The sequence below is a fragment of the Rhodococcus sp. MSC1_016 genome (assembly GCF_023667485.2).
GTDB classification, from domain to species: Bacteria; Actinomycetota; Actinomycetes; order Mycobacteriales; family Mycobacteriaceae; genus Rhodococcus_F; species Rhodococcus_F oxybenzonivorans.
This window is the reverse complement of sequence record NZ_JAMOZI020000001.1, coordinates 793929-815756: the sequence shown is the minus strand read 5'-3', so window position 1 is coordinate 815756 and position 21828 is coordinate 793929. Positions and strand designations below refer to the sequence as shown.

General features: G+C 67.1%; 2 protein-coding genes (1 of these 2 cut by a window edge). One reads left to right on the top strand and one right to left on the bottom strand.

The window, feature by feature from the left end; translation table 11 throughout:
• On the top strand, positions 1 to 18898 hold the 3' portion of the coding sequence (locus tag L1080_RS03685) for a non-ribosomal peptide synthase/polyketide synthase (RefSeq protein WP_459030329.1). The gene continues 7907 nt to the left of window position 1, outside the view; 18898 of the gene's 26805 nt are visible here — the last part of the coding sequence; the start codon falls outside the window, past its left edge; the stop codon is at positions 18896 to 18898.
• On the opposite strand, the gene L1080_RS03680 is transcribed toward L1080_RS03685, so the two are convergent.
• Positions 18859 to 21828, bottom strand: coding sequence for a non-ribosomal peptide synthetase (locus L1080_RS03680; RefSeq protein ID WP_250776271.1), 2970 nt, complete (start codon positions 21826 to 21828; stop codon positions 18859 to 18861). The two genes, L1080_RS03685 and L1080_RS03680, sit on opposite strands and share 40 nt — an antisense overlap.

Sequence of the window (21828 nt, the reverse complement as noted above, 5' to 3'; positions counted from 1 at the left end):
TCTTGCGGTGCTGCTGTCGCGGCTCGGGAACACCGGCGACGTCACGGTAGGGTCGCCGATCGCGGGACGTGGCGAACAGGCACTCGACGATCTCGTCGGCATGTTCGTCGGCACCCTCGTGCTGCGCACGCGAATCGACCCGGCACTGCCGTTCGACAAGGTCCTGGCCCGCGTACGAGAAACGGATGTCGACGCCTTCGCACACGCGGATATCCCCTTCGAGCGTCTGGTCGAGGAACTGAACCCGGCGCGTTCCACGGCTGCACACCCCCTGTTCCAGGTGATGCTCTCCTTCCTGAACCTGGCGGAGGCGAAACCGGAACTGCCTGGACTGCGCGTGTCCACCCTCGACCTCGACTCGCACCTGTCCCAGTTCGACCTGAATGTCGTTCTGCGCGAGCACCTCACCGACGACGGTGCGCCTGGCGGAATCACCGGCGAATTCGTGTATTCCACCGATCTCTTCGACGACGCGACCGTGCGCAGGTTCGTCGACATGTTCCTCCGCGTGATCGACACGGTCTCTTACCTGCCCACCACGGTGGTCGGTGATATTCCCTTGCTCGACAGCACCGAGCTCGAGCGAGCGCTCGACCGGAAGTTCGTCACCAGGCACGACTTACCCGGTGACACGATCCTCGACCTCTTCGATGCCCAGGTCGCCAGGGCACCCGAGGATACCGCTGTCGTGTTCGAGGGGGATGCCCTGACCTACCTCGAGTTCGACGCCTGGACCAATCAGCTCGCGCGCATCCTGATCGGGCGGGGCATCGGACCGGAGTGCGTGGTGGCACTGGCCTTGCCGCGATCGTTCGAACTGCTTGCCGGAATGTTCGCCGTCGTCAAAGCGGGCGCCGCCCTGCTTGCCCTCGACCTCGGACATCCCCCCGAACGCATCGCCTATCTGCTCGACTCCTCCGCGCCCGCATTGGTGCTCACGGTTTCCGGCGTCGATGTTCCGGTCCCTCCCGGCACCGACGTTCTCGCCCTGGACGTCCTCGATCTCGAGGCCGTGGATGCGCGTCCGGTCACGGACGCCGACCGCATCGCTCCCCTGCACCCGGAGAACCTCGCCTACGTGGTCTATACCTCGGGCTCCACCGGAAGACCCAAGGGCGTCGCAGTGTCCCATGCAGCGATCACCAATCAGCTGGCGTGGTCCCAATCCCAGCTGCCGCTCCTTCCCGACGACCGCACCCTCCAGAAAGCACCGATCGCGTTCGATGTCGCTATCTGGGAGTCGTTCTCGGCATTGTGCGCCGGCAGCGCTTTGGTCATTCTCCGGCCCGACGGCCATCTCGATCTCGAGTACCTGACTACGGTGCTGTCGACCGAGAACATCACCGTCGTCGAATTCGTGCCCTCGATGCTCGAGGTGTTCGTCGGCGACCACCGGCGCGCATTCCCCTCGTCGCTCCGCCGGGTGTTCTCGGGAGGTGAGGCTCTGCCTGCCCGCACCGCCGACCGGGTACTGTCCCGAGGCGTCGCGCTCGGGAACATGTACGGTCCGGCAGAGGCGTCGGTGACGGCCACCTATTGCGATGTCACGTCGCTGCCGCTCACACCCGTGATTCCGATCGGCACCCCGGTGTGGAATACCCGGGTGTATCTCCTCGATCACCGGTTGCACCCGGTGCCGCGCGGAGTCGCTGCCGAAATGTACATCAGCGGTGCGCAACTGGCCCGCGGATACCTGGGACGACCGGACCTGACCGCACTTCGGTTCATCCCGGATCCGAACGGTGCCCCGGGGAGCCGGATGTATCGCACCGGTGACCTCGCCCGCCACAACAGTCTCGGACGGATCGAGTATCTGGGACGCAGCGATTTCCAGATTCAGCTGCACGGCTACCGAGTCGAACCGGGAGAGATCGAATCCACACTGCTCCGCCACCCAGGGGTTGCCCAGGCCGTGGTGGCACTCCACCGGGACTCCCACGGCGCCGACCATCTGATCGGTTACGCCGTGCCCGAGCCGGATGCGGAGATCGACGGGAACATCCTGATCGACCATGCCGCCTCTGCCCTGCCGTCGCACATGGTGCCGTCGACGATCCTCATCCTGCCGTCGTTCCCGCTGACACCGAACGGCAAGGTCGATCGCGGGGCACTTCCCGCCCCCGACTTCTCCGTCCGTGCAACGAGTCAGCGGATGCCGAGCTCGGAGGCCGAGCGCGTACTCGCGGCCCTGTTCGCCGAGGTACTCGGCCTCGACGCCGTGGGTGTCGACGATTCGTTCTTCGCGCTCGGCGGCGACAGCATCATGGCCATTCAATTGGTCGCGAGGGCACGAACCGCCGGCCTCACGGTGCAACCGCGGGACGTGTTCGAACACAAGACCGTCAGCCGGCTCGCGCGGGCCGTATCGATCCAGCCGTTCGCCGCACCCACTCTGGAGGAACTGCCCGGTGGCGACACCGGAGAGTTCCCCCCGACTCCTGTCGTTGCCTGGTTGCTCGAGCTCGGCGGCGACTTCAGCCAGTTCTCGCAGGCCGCACTGCTGACCACCCCGGCAGGGGTCGACCACGAGACGCTCACGCGCACCCTCGGGGCCGTCCTCGAGCACCACGCCGCGCTGCGCGCTCGGCTTCGTCTCACCCCGGGCCGCGACCCGATCATGGAGGTACCCGCGGGACCCGCCCCCGGCGGCGGCGATCTTCTCCGACGGGTCGCGGTCGCGAGGGTCACAGGCCCGGAGTTCCATCGCCTGGCGGTCTCCGAACTGGAGGCCGCAGCCGGCCGGCTCGATCCGGCCCGGGGCGTCATGCTGCAGGCCGTGTGGTTCCACGCCTCCCCGGACCACCGCAACGGCGACCTGTCGGCGCAGGAGGGCCGACTACTGCTGGTGATCCATCACCTGGCCGTCGACGGCGTGTCCTGGCGAATCCTGGTACCCGACCTCGCCGCCGCCTGGGAGGACATCACCGCCGGCCGGGACCCCGACCTGCCCGAGAACGGAACCTCGATGCGCCGCTGGGCGCACGCCCTCGTCGACACCGCCCCCGAACGGGCCGGTGAACTCGACCTCTGGCGCCGCATCCTCGACGGACCCGACCCCCTCCTCGGATCCCGGCCACTCGACCCCGCCCTCGACACCCGCGCGACGTCCCGCGACCTCACGGTCGACGTGCCGACCGGCGTCACCGAGGCACTATTAGCCGACGTGCCCAAGGCTTTTCACGCGGGCACCGACGACGCACTGCTCACTGCGCTCGCGCTCGCGATCGCCGTCTGGCGACACCGCAGGGGCCTTCGGGTGAACGAGGTTCTGGTGACCGTCGAGGGGCACGGCCGCGGCAACAGCCTCATCCCCGGCGCGGACCTCTCCCGCACCGTCGGCTGGTTCACCACCATCCACCCCGTCCGACTCGACCTCACCGGCATCGACCTCGACGACGCCCTCCACGGCGGAGACGCCGCCGGAACCGCCATCAAAAACATCAAGGAACAACTACGCACCATCCCCGACCACGGCGCCGGATACGGACAACTGCGCTACCTCGACCCCGACACCGCAGAAGAACTCCGCACCTACCCCGACCCCCAGATCACCTTCAACTACCTCGGAAGGTTCACCACCGCCACAGATGTCGAGGGACGGAACTCGGCGTGGGCGCCGGTCGAGGATGCCGACCTCGGGGGACGTCAGAACGCGGAGATGCCCGCACCTGCGGTGCTGAGCATCGACGCCGCCGCGGTGGGGGCCGCGGGTGCACGAGAGTTGAAGTCCACGTGGACGTATGCGGCCGGAGTCCTGACCGCTGCGGAGGTGCGCGAACTCGCCGACCTCTTCACCACCGCACTCACCGCCCTCACCACCCACACCCACCAACCCCACACCGGCGGACACACCCCCACCGACTTCGACCTCGTCCACCTCGACCAACACACCATCGACACCCTCGAACACCACTACCCCACCCTCACCGACATCTGGCCCCTCTCCCCCTTACAAGCCGGCCTCCTCTTCCACTCCGAATACACCGACCACACCCTCGACACCTACACCGTCCAACTCACCCTCGACCTCCACGGCCCCCTCGACACCACCCGACTCCACCACGCCGCCGAAACCCTCCTCCACCGCCACCCCAACCTCCGCGCCGCCTTCACCCACACACCCGACGGCCACCCCATCCAAATCATCACCCACCACACCCCCCTCCCCTGGACCCAACACGACCTCACCCACCAACCACCCCACCAACACCCCACCACCGTCGAAGACATCCTCACCACCGACCGCCACACCCGCTTCGACATGAACACCCCACCCCTACTCCGCTACACCCTCATCACCCGCACCCCACACCACCACCACCTCGTCATCACCAACCACCACATCCTCCTCGACGGCTGGTCCACCCCCCTCCTCCTCCACGAACTCCTCCACCTCTACACCCACCACAACGACACAACCGGACTTCCACCGGTGACCCCCTACCGGGATTACCTCGCCTGGTTGGCTCAGCGCGACTACGCCGAGTCGGTCGAGGCGTGGCGCCGGGCGCTCGAGGGAGTCGAGGAACCGACACTTCTGGTGCCCCAGGGCCATCTCCCCTTGGAGCGGGGGGCGCCTGCCGACCACGTCGTGACACTCGCCGCCGAACACACCGACGCCCTGCGGGCGCTGGCGCGCGAGCGGAACCTCACCCTCAACACCATGGTCCAGACCGCCTGGGGCATCGTCCTGGCCACCCTCACCCACCGCGACGACGTCGTCTTCGGCACCACCGTCTCCGGACGCCCACCCCACATCCCCGGCATCGAAACCATGATCGGACTCTTCATCAACACCATCCCCGTCCGCATCACCCTCGACCCCCACCACACCCTCACCCAACTCCTCGACCACACCCACCACACCCACACCCAACTCCTCGACCACCACCACCTCGGCCTCCCCGACATCCACCGCGCCACCGGACCCGCCACCACCTTCGACACCCTCACCGTCTTCGAGTCCTACCCCCTCGACACCGCCGCTCTCGACCCCCACGACAGCGAACTCGACATCACAGGTGTCCATACGATGGACACCACTCACTACCCTCTGGCGATCGCCGCCACCGCCGACACCCGCCTGCACCTGCGTGCCACCTACGACAGCGCCGCTTTCGACACCGCAGCGGTCGACACCCTGCTCGAGCGGGTGATCACCGTTCTCGTCACCATGGCCGACACACCGGCTCTTCCGCTGTCCCGCCTGAGCGTCCTCACCCCCGAAGAGTCGGCAACGCTGGTGCCCGCCCGCGGTGAGGCGGCCGAGCGGCCCCGCACCCTCGCCCACCTCATCACGGAAGCCGCTGCCCGGCATGGCAATTCGACCGCGGTGGTCGTCGGGGACGTCCAGGTGACCTATAACGAACTCGACGAACGCTCCACCCAGCTCGCCCGCTTGCTCGTCGGCCGGGGGGCCGGTCCCGAAACCGTTGTCGCGGTGGCGGTGCCGCGGTCGATAGAGTCTGTGGTCGCCGTGTGGTCGGTAGTGAAGACCGGCGCCGCGTTCCTTCCCGTGGACCCCACCTACCCCCGCGCCCGCATCGACCACATGGTGTCCGACTCCGGTGTCACACTCGGCCTGACCGTCTCCGAGCATCTCGAAGCACTGCCCGGCACCGTCGCATGGACAAGTGTCGACGACGTACGCACGGACGGCGGCGCGCCTGCCACCGGTTCCGGCGTCGACCTGTCAGCTCCAAGCGTCGACACCCCGGCCTACGTCATCTACACCTCCGGGTCGACCGGCATCCCGAAAGGTGTCGTGCTCAGCCACCGTGGGATCTACGCGCTGGCAGACGAATTGCGCGAGCGCGCCGACGTGACGTCGCGATCGCGCGTCATGCATTTCTCGTCCCCGAGCTTCGACGCATCGATCCTCGAGTACCTGCTGACCTGGTCGGCGGGGGCCACCATGGTTCTGGTCCCACCCACCGTGTACGGCGGCGAGGAGCTGAAGCGGCGGATGCTCGACGGCGGCGTGACCCATGCCTTCCTCACTCCCACCGCACTGGCCTCGCTCGATCCGGCCGGATTCGACGGGCTCGAATGCATCCTGACCGGTGGCGAGGAATGCCCGACGGAGCTGGTCGCTCGCTGGGCGCCGAAACACCGCATGCTCAATGCGTACGGCCCGACCGAGGCGACGGTGGCCACCAACCTCACCCACGGCCTGGTCCCGGGGGAGACGGTCCCGATCGGCGGCCCTGTTCGCGGCGTCACCGAACTCGTGCTCGACACCCGGCTGCAACCGGTCCCGGTGGGCGCGCCCGGCGAGCTCTATGTCGCCGGCGGCGGGCTGGCGCGTGGCTACTACGGGCGCCGCGGCCTCACCGCTACCCGGTTCGTGGCACACCCTTACGGCGGCCCGGGTGAGCGGCTGTACCGCACCGGTGACATCGTCCGGTGGCGCGACCACGGTCATACGCTGGAGTATCTGGGCCGCAGCGATTTCCAGGTGAAGGTCCGCGGTTTCCGCATCGAACTCGGTGAGATCGATGCGGTGCTGACCCGCCATCCCGCCGTCGACTTCGCAGCCACGCTCGCTGACCAGACGGCTTCGGGTGACACAGCCCTCACCGCCTACGTACTGCCCGCCGCCGATCAGGATTTCGAGGCACGGAGCCTCGTCGCGTTCCTTGCTCAGCGACTGCCCTCGCACATGGTTCCCGCAGCGATAGTGCCGATTGCCGAGATACCGCGCACCCCGACCGGCAAGCTCGACCGCGACGCACTGCGGGCCTTGCGCGGTACTTCCGGGCGGGATGGGCGTGACGGTACCGGGCGGACAGCCCCCACCACTCCGCTCGAAGACACGCTCACCCGGCTGCTCGCTGCGGTACTCGAGATGCCCAGCCTCGGGGTCGACGACAGCTTCTTCGAGTACGGCGGTAACTCCCTCAGCGCCACCCGGGCGGTGGCCCGCATCAACACTGTGCTGCACACCGACATCGGCGTCCGCGCACTGTTCGATGCCCCCACCCCTCGCGCGCTCGCCCGGGTGGTGGCCTCGGCGGAGAGCGGCACCACCGCCCGGCCTGCCCTGACTGCGGGTCCCCGGCCGCGGTGGATCCCCCTCTCCCCCGCCCAGAAACGCATGTGGTTCCTCAACCAATACGACACCACCTCACCCGCCTACAACATCCCCCTCACCCTCCACCTCACCGGACACCTCGACACCACCGCACTCGAACACGCCCTCACCGACCTCACCACCCGCCACGAAACCCTCCGCACCACCTACCCCCTCCACCACGGCCAACCCACCCAACACATCCACCCACCCACACCCCACCACCTCCCCACCACAACCACCACCGAAACCCAACTCCCCCACCACATCACCAAAGACACCACCACCGGATTCGACGTCACCACCGACACCCCACTACGCACCCACCTCTACCAACTCACCCCCCACCACCACATCCTCACCCTCGTCCTGCACCACATCAGCGCCGACGGCCACTCCCTCACCCCACTCCTGCGCGACCTCGTCACCGCCTACACCGCCCACACCCACCACCACACCCCCCACCTGGCCCCCCTCACCATCCACTACGCCGACTACACCCTCTGGCAACACCAACTCCTCGGCACCACCGACGACCCCCACAGCCTCATCACCACCCAACTCCACTACTGGAAAAACACCCTCCACGCACTCCCCGACCTCCTCCCCCTCCCCACCGACCACCCACGACCACCACAACGCACCCTCCGCGGCGAATCCGTGTACTTCGACATCGATCCGCAGGTCCATCGCCGACTGTCCGCCCTGTCCGGGGATCACGAGGCGACGATGTTCATGGCCTTCCACGCGGCGTTCACCGTGCTGCTCGCCCGGCTCGCCGACAGTTCCGACATCGTTGTCGGTGTACCCGTCGCCGGGCGCGGTGAGCCCGCCCTCGACGACCTCGTCGGGATGTTCGTCGGAACGCTCGTGCTGCGTACTCCGGTGACGGCCGCCGCATCGTTCGCCGAACTCCTCGACACCACCCGAGACGCCGACCTCGGCGCCTTCACTCACGCCGACCTGCCGTTCGAGGTGCTCGTCGAGGAACTGGACCCCGGCCGCTCCACCGCGCATTCGCCGTTGTTCCAGGTTCTCATCGAGTTCGGCCGGGCCGAGTCGATCTCTCTCGAGTTGCCGGACCTGACGGTCGAAGCCGTAGACACTGATTTCGGTGCCGCGAAGTTCGACCTGCAACTCACTCTGCGTGAACATCTCGCCGAAGATTCCTCACCCGGCGGCGTATCCGCCGCCTTCACCTACGCCGGGGATCTTTTCGAGCGCGACACGGTCGAGGGCTTCGCGAAGCGCTTCGTCCGGATACTCGAGGCGGTTTCGACAGACCCCACCCTCCCGGTCGGGGACATCGAGATCATTGACGACACTGAACGCGACACCATCGCACATCAGTGGAACGAGCCCGGCACCGACTCGGGCGCTGACACCCTCGCCCACCGCTTCACCCGAGTCGCTGCGCAGTTCCCCGCTTCCGGCGCTCTCACGGTGGACGGCTCGACGACGACGTATTCGGCGCTGGCGGCCCGCGTCAACAGCTTGGCACGGTATCTGATCTCGATCGGCGCGGGTCCGGAATCCTCGGTAGCCGTCGCGCTCCCACGCTCGTTCGACTCCGTCGTCGCATGGCTCGCGGTCACGGTGTCCGGAGCCGCGCACCTACCCCTCGACGTCACCTATCCGGCGGAGCGCATCGCGTTCGTGCTCGGCGATGCGCGCCCCCTGTGCGTCGTGACGTCCACCGAGATCGACGGGTCACTGCCGGACACCGGCATTCCGCACGTCGTAATCGACTCGGAAGCGGTGATCACGGTAGCGAGCGGCTTCTCACCGGATCCTGTGACAGAGACGGACCGACGGAACGCACTGACCCCGGATTGTGCTGCGTACGTGATCTATACGTCCGGGTCTACCGGCCGTCCCAAAGGCGTTGCGGTGTCGCACCGCAACGTTCTGACGTTGTTTGCCAACACCCTCGACCGGTTCGGAATCGACGACTCCGACGTGTGGACGCTGTTCCATTCGTTCTCGTTCGACTTTTCCGTGTGGGAACTCTGGGGCGCTCTGCTGAGGGGCGGCAGAGCCGTGCTGGTCGATTACTACACAGCGCGGTCCCCGGAAGCGTTCCTCGCACTGCTCCGCCGTGAACACGTCACGGTCCTCAGCCAGACCCCCACCGCGTTCTACCAGCTCGTCGAGGCGGATGCCAGTGCGCCCGACACCGCTGCGCAACAGGGTGATACGGCGCTGCGCTACGTGATCTTCGGCGGCGAGGCCCTCGATCTCCGTCAACTCGACCGCTGGTACGCCCGTCACGACGACGATGCCCCCACCTTGGTGAACATGTACGGCATCACGGAGACGACCGTCCACGTGAGCGCGCTGGCACTCGACCACACAATGGCGGCAACGGCACGGGCGTCGGTCATCGGCCGGGCCATATCCGGGCTGCGCGTCGCCGTCCTCGATCGCCGACTGCACCCTGTTCCGGTCGGAGTGCTCGGTGAAATGTATGTCTCGGGCAGTCAGCTCGCGCGAGGATATCTGAATCGGCCCGAGCTGACCGTCACCCGCTTCGTGGCGGATCCTGCCGGTCACGGCACCCGCATGTACCGCACCGGTGACCTCGCCCGGTGGAATCGAGACGGGCAGCTGGAGTACCAGGGCCGCAGCGACTTCCAGGTTCAGCTGCACGGTTACCGCATCGAACCCGGAGAGATCGAGATCACGCTGCGACGGCACCCCGCAGTAGTGCACGCGGTGGTGCAGGTCCACACGGACGACAACGGGGTGGACCGGCTCATCGGTTACGTCGTACCCGGGGTCCCCGATGAGGAACTCGACGTCGAATCGGTGCTGGAATCGGCCCGTGCCGAGTTGGCTCCGCACATGGTGCCCGCGACTCTCGTCGTCCTCGACCGGTTGCCGCTCACCGCGAACGGTAAACTCGACAGGAAAGCGCTACCGGCGCCGGACTTCACCGAGCGCGTCACGTCGAGCCGGGCTCCGTCGCTTCCCACCGAGCGAGTACTCGCCGGACTGTTCGCACAGGTCCTCGGGCTGGACACCGTCGGCATCGACGACTCGTTCTTCGCGCTCGGCGGCGACAGCATCATGGCCATCCAGCTGGTGGCCCGCGCCAAGGCGGCAGGGATGTTCTTCAGTCCGCGCGACGTGTTCGAACGCAAGTCGGTGGCTGCGCTCGCCGAGGTCACCACCATCGCTCAGCCGACGGGTCTCGCGGAGCTTCCCGGCGGGGGCGTCGGCGCGCTCCCGTTGACGCCCATCGCGCACTGGCTGCTGGGGCGTGGCGGCGACATCAGCCGGTTCTCTCAAGCCGCAGTCCTGACAGCGCCGCCGGGCCTGTCCCTCGATACGCTCGCTCGAACAGTGCAGGCGGTACTGGACCACCACGACATGCTGCGCGCCCGGCTGTGGCGATCGGCCACCGGACCGGCCATGGAGGTGCTCCCCGTCGGAGCGATCCAGGCCTCGAACCTGCTGTCGCGCATCGACACTCCGTCGGTCCGCGGCCCCGAGTTCGGGGCGATGATCAGTGACCAGCTGACCCTCGCCGAGGACCGGCTCGATCCGGCCCGGGGCGTCATGCTGCAGGCCGTCTGGTTCGACGCCTCCCCGGACCACCGCAACGGCGACCTCTCAGCACAGGAGGGCCGACTCCTGCTGGTGATCCATCACCTGGCCGTCGACGGCGTGTCCTGGCGTATCCTGGTACCCGATCTCGCCGCCGCCTGGGAAGACATCTCCGCCGGCCGGGACCCCGACCTGCCCGAGAACGGGACCTCGATGCGCCGCTGGGCGCACGCCCTCGTCGACACCGCACCCGAACGGGCAGGTGAACTCGACCTCTGGCGCCGCATCCTCGACGGACCCGACCCCCTCCTCGGATCCCGGCCACTCGACCCCGTCCACGACACCGAGCTGACCACCGACAAGGTAACGACCGAGATCCCGCCGGACGTCACCGAAACGCTTCTGCGCGAACTCCCCCGCGCCTTCCACGCCGGTGTCGACAACGGCTTGTTCACCGCCCTGGCGCTGGCCGTCGCGCGGTGGCGGCGTCGTCACGCTCACCCGTTCGACGAGGTTCTGGTCGGGGTCGAGGGGCACGGCCGGGAAAATAGTCTCATCCCCGGCGCGGACCTCTCCCGCACCGTCGGCTGGTTCACCACCATCCACCCCGTCCGACTCGACCTCACCGGCATCGACCTCGACGACGCCCTCCACGGCGGAGATGCCGCCGGCACCGCCATCAAAACCATCAAGGAACAACTACGCACCATCCCCGACCACGGCGCCGGATACGGTCAACTGCGCTACCTCGACCCCGACACCGCCGAAGAACTCCGCACCTACCCCGACCCCCAGATCACCTTCAACTACCTCGGAAGGTTCAGCGGGAGCCTTCCGGATCGCTCCGGTGGCGGTGGATGGTTGCCGGTGTCGGGCACCGGACTACATCGCCGGTTCCGTGCGGACATCGGTGCTGCAGCAACTCTCGACGTCAACGCCATGGTCATCGAGACGGACGACGGACCGGTCCTGGAAGTGGGATGGCTCTATCCGACAGGAGTTCTCACCGCCGCGGAGGTGCGCGAACTCGCCGACCTCTTCACCACCGCACTCACCGCCCTCACCACCCACACCCACCAACCCCACACCGGCGGACACACCCCCACCGACTTCGACCTCGTCCACCTCGACCAACACACCATCGACACCCTCGAACACCACTACCCCACCCTCACCGACATCTGGCCCCTCTCCCCCTTACAAGCCGGCCTCCTCTTCCACTCCGAATACACCGACCACACCCTCGACACCTACACCGTCCAACTCACCCTCGACCTCCACGGCCCCCTCGACACCACCCGACTCCACCACGCCGCCGAAACCCTCCTCCACCGCCACCCCAACCTCCGCGCCGCCTTCACCCACACACCCGACGGCCACCCCATCCAAATCATCACCCACCACACCCCCCTCCCCTGGACCCAACACGACCTCACCCACCAACCACCCCACCAACACCCCACCACCGTCGAAGACATCCTCACCACCGACCGCCACACCCGCTTCGACATGAACACCCCACCCCTACTCCGCTACACCCTCATCACCCGCACCCCACACCACCACCACCTCGTCATCACCAACCACCACATCCTCCTCGACGGCTGGTCCACCCCCCTCCTCCTCCACGAACTCCTCCACCTCTACACCCACCACAACGACACCACCGGGCTCCCGCACCCGCGGTCGTATCGCGACTACCTGGCGTGGCTCGGGCGGCAACCGATCGAGGACAGCGTCGCCGCGTGGAAGGAAGCACTCGACGGTGTGGAGGAGCCGACTCTTCTCATCGCGGACTCGGACCGGGCAACGGTGGCGAACTTCCCGGAGGAGCTGAGCCTGTCGATCGATCAGGAAGGGACGCAAGCATTACGAACGCTGGCGCGCGAGCGGAACCTCACCCTCAACACCATGGTCCAAACCGCCTGGGGCATCGTCCTGGCCACCCTCACCCACCGCGACGACGTCGTCTTCGGCACCACCGTCTCCGGACGCCCACCCCACATCCCCGGCATCGAAACCATGATCGGACTCTTCATCAACACCATCCCCGTCCGCATCACCCTCGACCCCCACCACACCCTCACCCAACTCCTCGACCACACCCACCACACCCACACCCAACTCCTCGACCACCACCACCTCGGCCTCCCCGACATCCACCGCGCCACCGGACCCGCCACCACCTTCGACACCCTCACCGTCTTCGAGTCCTATCCCCTCGACACGACGCTCGACGCCCAGAAGTCCGACCTCGAGATCACGGCCACCCGCGGGTCCGACGCCACCCACTACCCCCTGGCCATCGCGGCGTCCGCGGACGACCGGCTCCACCTGAAGTTCGAGTACCTGCCCGACCTGCTCGAGCAGGAGGAGGTGGAATCCATTGCTGCCCGAGTCCGCAAGGTTCTCACCGTCATGGCGACCGAACCCGATACGACGCTGGCCGCGCTGAACGTGCTCGACGACGCGGAACTGCGGGACCTCGTGCCCGCCCGGGGAGCACCGGCCGTCGAGTACCGCACCCTCGCGCAGATCTTCAGCGCCGCCGCCGCAGGAAATCCCGAGGCGCCTGCGCTGTCGTTCGAGGGGCGCACGGTGACGTACCGCGAGCTGGACGAGACGTCGAACCGGATGGCGCGCTTGCTGATCGACTTCGGTGCCACACCGGAATCGTTCGTGGCGTTCGCCCTCTCTCGGTCGATCGACTCGGTCCTTGCCGTCTGGGCAATCAGCAAGACGGGTGCGGCGTTCCTGCCTGTGGACCCGGGGTACCCGCGCACCCGCATCGAACAGATGCTGACCGACTCCGGCACCCTGCTGGGTCTCAGCTGTTCCGAGCACCGCGACCAGCTGCCGGACACCACGTCCTGGCTGTTCGTCGACCGACCCGACTTCCGCACCCGGACGGAAAGCTACTCGGCCGCTCCGGTCGACGACCGGGATCGCCGACGGCCGTCGCGGATCGACCACCCGGCCTACCTGATCTACACCTCCGGGTCGACGGGCGTGCCCAAGGGTGTGGTGGTCACGCACCGCGGTCTCGGTCCGTTCGCCGCAGCGCAAGCCGAGCTGCTCACACCGCACACCGATTCCCGCGTGCTGCATTTCTCGTCGCCCACCTTCGACGGTTCGCTGTTCGACTACCTCCTCGCGTTCGGTTCTGCCGCAACGATGGTGATCACGCCACCCGGAGTGTTCGGTGGCATCGAACTGACCCGGCTGATCGAAGCCGAGCGGATCACACACGCGTTCGTGCCTACCGCCGCACTCGCCACAACCGACCCCGCGGACCTCGACACCTTCCGCGACGTGGTGGTGGGTGGCGAGGCGTGCCCACCCGGTCTAGTCGACAGATGGGCACCGGGGAGGAGGCTTCGGAACGGGTACGGGCCCACCGAAACGACTGTGATGTGCAATATCGGTGATCCGATGAGCGACGGAGCCGACATCACCATCGGAAAGCCGGTCCGCGGCGTCGCCGAGCTCGTACTCGATGCGCGTCTGCAGCCGGTGCCGGCGGGAGTACCCGGCGAGCTGTATGTCGCGGGTCCCGGATGCGCCCGGGGATACCACCGGCGGCCGGGGCTGACAGCACAGCGATTCGTGGCTGATCCGTTCGGCGGCGGTGAGCGCTTGTACCGCACGGGCGACATCGTCCGATGGCGACGTGAGGACCACTCACTCGAATACCTGGGCCGCAGCGACTTCCAGGTGAAGGTCCGCGGTTTCCGGATCGAGCTGGGCGAAATCGATGCCGCGCTGACCCGCCACCCCGCTGTCGCGTACGCGGCCACGATCGGAACGACGGGACCCTCCGGCGATACCGTGCTCGTCTCCTACGTCTTGCCTGCCGAAGGCATGGAGGCCGTTCCTGCGGAACTCACTGCATACCTCGCCGAGTCGCTTCCGGCCTACATGGTTCCGGCGGCCATCGTGACGATCGAGGAAATTCCGTTGACGCGGGTGGGCAAGCTCGATCGCGCCGCGCTACCCGAGCCCCAATTCGACCGCGGCGCGGATACCGCGCGCCACACCGCGACTCCGATCGAGGAGACGGTCGCCGACGCCTTCGCTGCCGCACTCGGACTCGACCACGTGGGCATCGACGACAATTTCTTCGAAGCGGGCGGCAATTCGCTGACTGCCACCCGGGCGGTAGCGCGCATCAACAGTGCTCTGCACACCGATATCGGCGTGCGCACGCTGTTCGAGGACCTGACCCCGCGCACCGTGTCGAGCCACCTCGTTCATCGAACGAACAACGTTCCGCATCCGTTGGTCGCGGGTCCGCGGCCGCGGTGGATCCCCCTCTCCCCCGCCCAGAAACGCATGTGGTTCCTCAACCAATACGACACCACCTCACCCGCCTACAACATCCCCCTCACCCTCCACCTCACCGGACACCTCGACACCACCGCACTCGAACACGCCCTCACCGACCTCACCACCCGCCACGAAACCCTCCGCACCACCTACCCCCTCCACCACGGCCAACCCACCCAACACATCCACCCACCCACACCCCACCACCTCCCCACCACAACCACCACCGAAACCCAACTCCCCCACCACATCACCAAAGACACCACCACCGGATTCGACGTCACCACCGACACCCCACTACGCACCCACCTCTACCAACTCACCCCCCACCACCACATCCTCACCCTCGTCCTGCACCACATCAGCGCCGACGGCCACTCCCTCACCCCACTCCTGCGCGACCTCGTCACCGCCTACACCGCCCACACCCACCACCACACCCACCACCACACCCCCCACCTCACCCCCCTCACCATCCACTACGCCGACTACACCCTCTGGCAACACCAACTCCTCGGCACCACCGACGACCCCCACAGCCTCATCACCACCCAACTCCACTACTGGAAAAACACCCTCCACGCCCTCCCCGACCTCCTCCCCCTCCCCACCGACCACCCACGACCACCACAACGCACCCTCCGCGGGGATCGCCTCGGGTTCCGCATCGATCCCGAACTGCATCGTCAACTGCGTTCGACGGCGCGCGCGAGCAATTCGACGCTCTTCATGACGTTGCACGCCGCGTTCGCCGCCCTGCTTGCCCGATCGACCGGCACCGAGGACATCGTCATCGGTACACCTATCGCGGGCCGCACCGAACCCGCCCTCGACGACCTCGTCGGGATGTTCGTCAATACGCTGGTGCTGCGTACTCGGGTGACGGCAGCCGCATCGTTCGCCGAACTCCTCGCCGACACCCGGGAAGTCGACCTCGGCGCCTTCATCCACGCCGATCTGCCGTTCGAGCAACTGGTCGAGGCCCTGGCTCCCGTCCGCTCCACCGCGCATTCCCCGCTGTTCCAGGTGTCCCTCGAATTCGACAGCAGCGCACCGTACGACCTCGAGATTCCCGGTGTCACTGTCCATCCCGCAGAGGGCACACCGGCGACGGCCAAGGTGGATCTCGAGTTGGTGGTCACCGAGGAACTCGACACCGCGGGAGAGCCGGCGGGAATCACCGCCGGATTCACCTACGCCACGGACCTGTTCGAGCCGGCGACGATCCGGAACCTCGCGGACCGGTTCCTCCGTGTCCTCGAACAGATCGTCGCCGAACCTACGGTCGTGGTCGGCGACATCCGACTCGGTGACGAGCAAGCACCCACCGCAGGACCGCGCGGGTGCACTCCTCAACTGTGGCCCGAGATCCTCTCCTCCGCCGCGCGGGCACGTGGCGACGACGTGGCCGTGTCCTGCGCAGGCCGCCACCTCACCTACCGGGAACTCGACGAACAGTCGAACAGACTGGCGCGGTGGTTGGTGCATCGCGGAGCCGGGCCGGAAAGCTCTGTGATATCAGCCCTTCCGCGCTCGATCGAATCCGTGGTCGCTCTGTGGTCGGTGGCGAAGTCCGGGGCCGCCCTGGTGCCCGTCGACCCCACCTATCCCCCTGCGCGCATCTCCCACATGCTCGACGACTGCGGGGCGCGGCTCGGCATCACCGTCTCGGAGTTCCGGGCAAAGCTCCCCGATGAACTGTCGTGGCTGGTTCTCGACGAACCCCGTTTCGACGACCGTCTACGAGGATTCCCGGCTGCCGCCGTGACCGACGCCGACCGCGCGGCGACGCTCCGCCTCGACCACCCCGCGTATCTCATCTACACCTCTGGATCGACGGGGACCCCGAAGGGCGTCGTGCTCACCCACCGCGGTCTGACCGATCTCGCCGAACAGGAACGGACGCGGCTGAAGGTGACCGCCGAAGCTCGGGTGTCGCACCTGGCGTCCCCGAGCTTCGATGCGTCGATCTTCGAGATGATGATGGCGTTCTGCGCCGGTGCCCGCGTCATCATCGCGCCCCCGATGACCTACGGCGGGCCCGCGCTGGCCGAGTTCTTCGTTCGGGAAGGGGTCACCCACGCCTTCATCACACCCACCGCGCTGGCCACCCTCGAACCCGGCGGACTCGGCACGGTGGGGGTCCTCACCGTCGCGGGCGAGTCGTGCCCCTCGGCCCTCGTCTCCCGCTGGGCCGCCGGCCGTCGGATGGTCAACGCGTACGGTCCCACCGAAACGACCATCATGTCGCACATGAGTGAGCCGTTGACTCCGGGCGACCCGGTCACCATCGGCCTGCCGACCCGCGGATTTGTTGCCGCCGTGCTGGACGACCGACTCCACCCCGTCCCGGCGGGCACACCCGGCGAACTGTACCTCGCCGGTCCAGGACTCGCCCGTGGATACAACGCCCGGCCCGCGACAACGGCGCACCACTTCGTGGCCTGTCCCTTCACGGAAACCGGTGGCCGGATGTACCGCACCGGCGACCTGGTGCGTGCACACTCCGACGGCACGCTGGAGCATCTGGGACGCACCGACTTCCAGATCAAGGTCCGAGGCTTCCGGATCGAACCGGGCGAGATCGACACCGCGCTCACCACTCACCCCGACGTCTCCTTCGCTGCAACTGTCAGCAGACCGGGTCCGGGCGGCACCCCCGTCATCGTCACCTACATACAGTCCGATACCGGATCGGCCGATCCGGAGGCACTGACCGCATACCTGTCCACACTGCTGCCCGCGCACATGATTCCCGCCGCCATCGTTTCGCTCGACCACATCCCACTCACACCCGCCGGGAAACTGGACCGAAGCGCCCTGCCGGAGCCGGCGTTCCGTCCGGAATCCACCCCGTCCCGCAGTCCTCGAACCGCCACCGAACGCGTCGTTCTCGACGCTTTCGTGGATGCACTCGCACCGGACAGCGGTGACACCGACGCCGGACGGATCGGTGTGGATGACAACTTCTTTGCTCTGGGCGGCACCTCGTTGACCGCGATCGGCGTGGTCACCTCCTTGGAGAAGCGCCTAGGACGCACGGTGCCTCTGCAGGCGCTGTTCCTCGATCCGACGACGGCAGGGCTGGCCACGCGGCTCGATGCAGAATCGGAGGCTATCGGCGAGGCCGTCACCGTCGACGCGGCACTGCGTGTGCTCGTTCCGCTTCGACCGAGCGGAGCTCTCCCACCCCTGTTCTGTGTGCATGCCGGGATCGGACTGGCCTGGGCATACACCTCTCTCGTGCGCCACCTCTCGCCGGACCGTCCCGTATACGGGTTGCAATTGCCCGCCATCAGCGGCGGCTCCGAATACGAGTCGATCGACGAATTGGCCCGGCGGTACATCGACGAGATCAAGGCAGTTCAACCGGACGGCCCCTACCATCTCCTCGGCTGGTCGCTCGGTGGGACAATCGCTCACACCATGGCCACCGCACTGCACACCGGCGGTGACCGAGTTGGGGCGCTGGTTCTGCTGGACAGCTATCCGGGCAATCCGGACGAGGAACACGCCGCGGCACTGCCGATCCCGGAGTTGCTCGCGGGACTCGGCGTCGACGCCGGCACACAATCACAGGAAGAGGAACTGACGTACGACGAGGCCGCACTCCTGATACAGCGCGCATACGGATCGTCGGTGGCCGGGCTCACCGCCGAGCATCTTCGGCGAATCAACGAGGGATATGCCAACTCCACCCGCATCCTGGGCCGGTTCACGCCCGCATCATTCTCCGGGGATCTGCTGTTCTTCACCGCGAGCGGCACCACACAGAACGGCGGTGCCGTACGCGCCGTCGACGCCTGGCGAACCGCGGTTGACGGCACCATCCACGAGCATGCGGTCGCGTGTAGCCACAACGACATGATGCAGCCGGAACCTGCCCGAGAGATCGGGGCCGTCGTCGAACGCTATTTGTCCACCGAATCCACCGGGTCCGCCGAAGGATAGAGTCTGTCCAGCGTCTGGCAGATTCCCCGGATACTCGGCCGGAGATACAGTTCACGCATCGGCAGTACCGGTAGGCCGAGTCTGCGCATCATGCTGTCGGCCTTGATGGCGCACAACGAGTTTCCGCCGAGCTCGAACAGGTTGTCGTCGGCGCCGACGGGAACCCCGAGGACGGACTCCCAGATGTCGGTGAGAGTGGTAGCCAGATCGTTCGTCGATGTCACCTCCGGTGCCCGAATGGGTGGCGGCGGGAAAAGCCTATCGGGCACCGGAAGTCGGGCAGTGTCCAATTTTCCGTTGATCGTGAGAGGAAGCGCGTCGACGATGGTGATGGTGCGCGGCAGCATGTACTCGGGCAGGAACGTGGCAGCGCGTTGACGTATCGACGCCGGTGTCCCGCCGCGCGAGACCACGTACGCATCGATGCCCGGTCCTGCCGGATCGTCGTCGGCGTCCGTGGCCACCACTGCCGCAGCCGTGACCTGAGGGTCGTCGAGCAGCACACCCCGCACCTCACCGAGTTCCACCCGAAATCCACGAATCTGCACCTGAGTATCCAGCCGGCCCAGGTGCTCGAGAGTGCCGTCGCCGTGAAGGCGTCCCCGGTCGCCCGTGCGGTAGAGCTTTTCGCCGTTTCGCCAGCACACGAACCGTTGCTCGGTCAGTTCGGGCCGGTTGAGGTATCCGAGCGCGACGCCCGCTCCCCCGACATAGATTTCACCGGTCACACCTGTGGGCACGGGACGGCCACGATTGTCGAGCACTCGCACGGACCACCCCTGCAACGGCCTGCCCACCACCTTCGAATTCGACAACGCGTCCCGCCGCGTCACGGTGTGGGCGGTGACGTGCACGGTCGTCTCGGTGGTCCCGTACATGTTGACCAATCGGCATGTCGACTCCGGGTAGCGGTCCATCCACGACACGAGCATGCGCGTGTCGAGCGACTCCCCACCGAAGACGACCAACCGGAGGTGGTCCAAGCTCGGCAGTTCACGGTCGGCCACCATGAGTTGCCCGAAGGCGGATGGTGTTTGGCTCAGCACGCTCACGCCTTCCTCCTGGAGGAGGGTGTGGAATTCGACGGGTGAGCGGGATATCCAGTACGGCACGATGACCAACCGGGCGCCTGTGAGTAACGCACCCCAGATCTCCCATACCGAGAAGTCGAACGCCGAAGAATGGAACATCGACCAGGTGTCATCGGGGGCGAGAGCGAATTCTGTGTCGGTGGCGGCGAGGAGAGCGAGCACATTGCGGTGGGGAATGAGCACACCTTTGGGACGGCCCGTCGACCCGGATGTGTAGATCACGTACGCCACAGCGGCGGCCTCGCCCACATCGGCCTCCGGCCCGGGTGAGCGGGCCCCGTCTGGGTAGGCAGCACTCGCCGCGGCCTCGAGATCCTGCGGAGACACCGCGCGTATTCCGTCACCCCAGCTGATGTCCGGCCGGTCGGTGACGACCAGGCGAATCCCGGCGTCACCGGCGGTGTACTCGAGGCGGTCCGGTGGGTGCCGGAAGTCCATGGGCACGAACGCCGCACCCACCTGGAGAATCGCCAGCATCGTGACGATGAGCTCGATGGATCGGTCCAGGCACACGCCGACACGATCACCGGGGGAGGCACCACATTCCCGGAGTCCGGCTGCGGCCCAGCGTGATTGCTCGTCCAATTCGCCGTAGGTGAGTGTACGGCGGCCCTGCACCAGCGCGACCGAGTACGGCCTCTCACGGGCTCGTTGCCGGAACACGGTGTCGATCCGCTGCGACCGGTCCGGCACGCCGTCCGGTCCCGTTTCGGCCACGGCGAGGTGATCATCTTCGGACACGAACACGTCGTCATGCTCGGATCCCGACCCTTCGACGCCGAGCCGGCGGAACATCTCGACCACGTGATGTGCGAATTGCCGCGCCGCCTGTTCGTCCACCACATACGGTTGCGCGTGCACCTGCAGCGATGCGTCCCCCGACTTTTCGACGACCACGGCGAGAGTGAGCGGAAATGGTGGGGTCTGGCAGGGCAGCCATCGTCGCTCCGAGCCAGGGTATCCGCAGGCCCCGCCCAGGACGCCGACCGGAACACTGCCGGCGCTCTCCCGGGCAGAGTCCGAAGAGTCGGTACTGGTTTCGGTGTCGTCATCCGCCGCCATCGGTGGTTGCGAAACATGTTCAGGTGCAGAACCTTCGGCACAGTCGATCGACAACACACCGAATTCGTGCTGTCCTCGCAACACATCCACGGGTCCTTCGGGAACCGGCGACCACAGACCGACTCGCACCGTGTCGAGGTCTTCGTAGCGCCCCAGGACCCTCCCGGCCGCGAGTGCGACACGGGCTGTGTCCTCACACTGTTGCCGTCCCAGCGATACCTCGACCAACGCGGGGTGTGGACTCGGTTTCCGACCTGCCATCCAGGCGAACCGGGTGCGTCCCCCCGGGATCGTTGCCGGCGGTGGCAGCAGGGCACGCCCGTCGGGGCACCGCCGCACAGGTTCCGCGGTGAGGGAGTTGGGATCGCGGTTACCCAGAAGGACATCCACCACCGTGCTCAGAGACGGTGGATCCAGGTCGCGGCGATCCGCAGTGACGACGAGATCGGCCACGCCGTCCGAGTATCGCAGCAGCACAGCCCGCATCACCGGCCCGTCGATACCCATCGGCCTGCGCAGTTCGGCATCGAGTCGTCGTCGTGCCACCGAGTCGGTGGAAGCAGCGTCGACGCGTTCGATCCACAGCCGCGGATGCGGCACTTCGTTGCCCCACCACCGGTTACTCGCCGCCTCGAGAGTGCGTGCGACGGTATCGCCGTTCCACCGCTCTCGATTCAAGCCTTCGTCGGCCGAGGAGCCCAGGGGAATACGCACCGACAGTGCATGGCCGTACGCCGTGCGCGCCAGCCCAGCCCGACCCCAATGGGATTGGTGCAT

Coding starts and splice junctions, on each gene's coding strand:
- L1080_RS03680 (WP_250776271.1), bottom strand. CDS start 21,828: ATGCACCAATCCCATTGGGGTCGGGCTGGGCTGGCGCGCACGGCGTAC.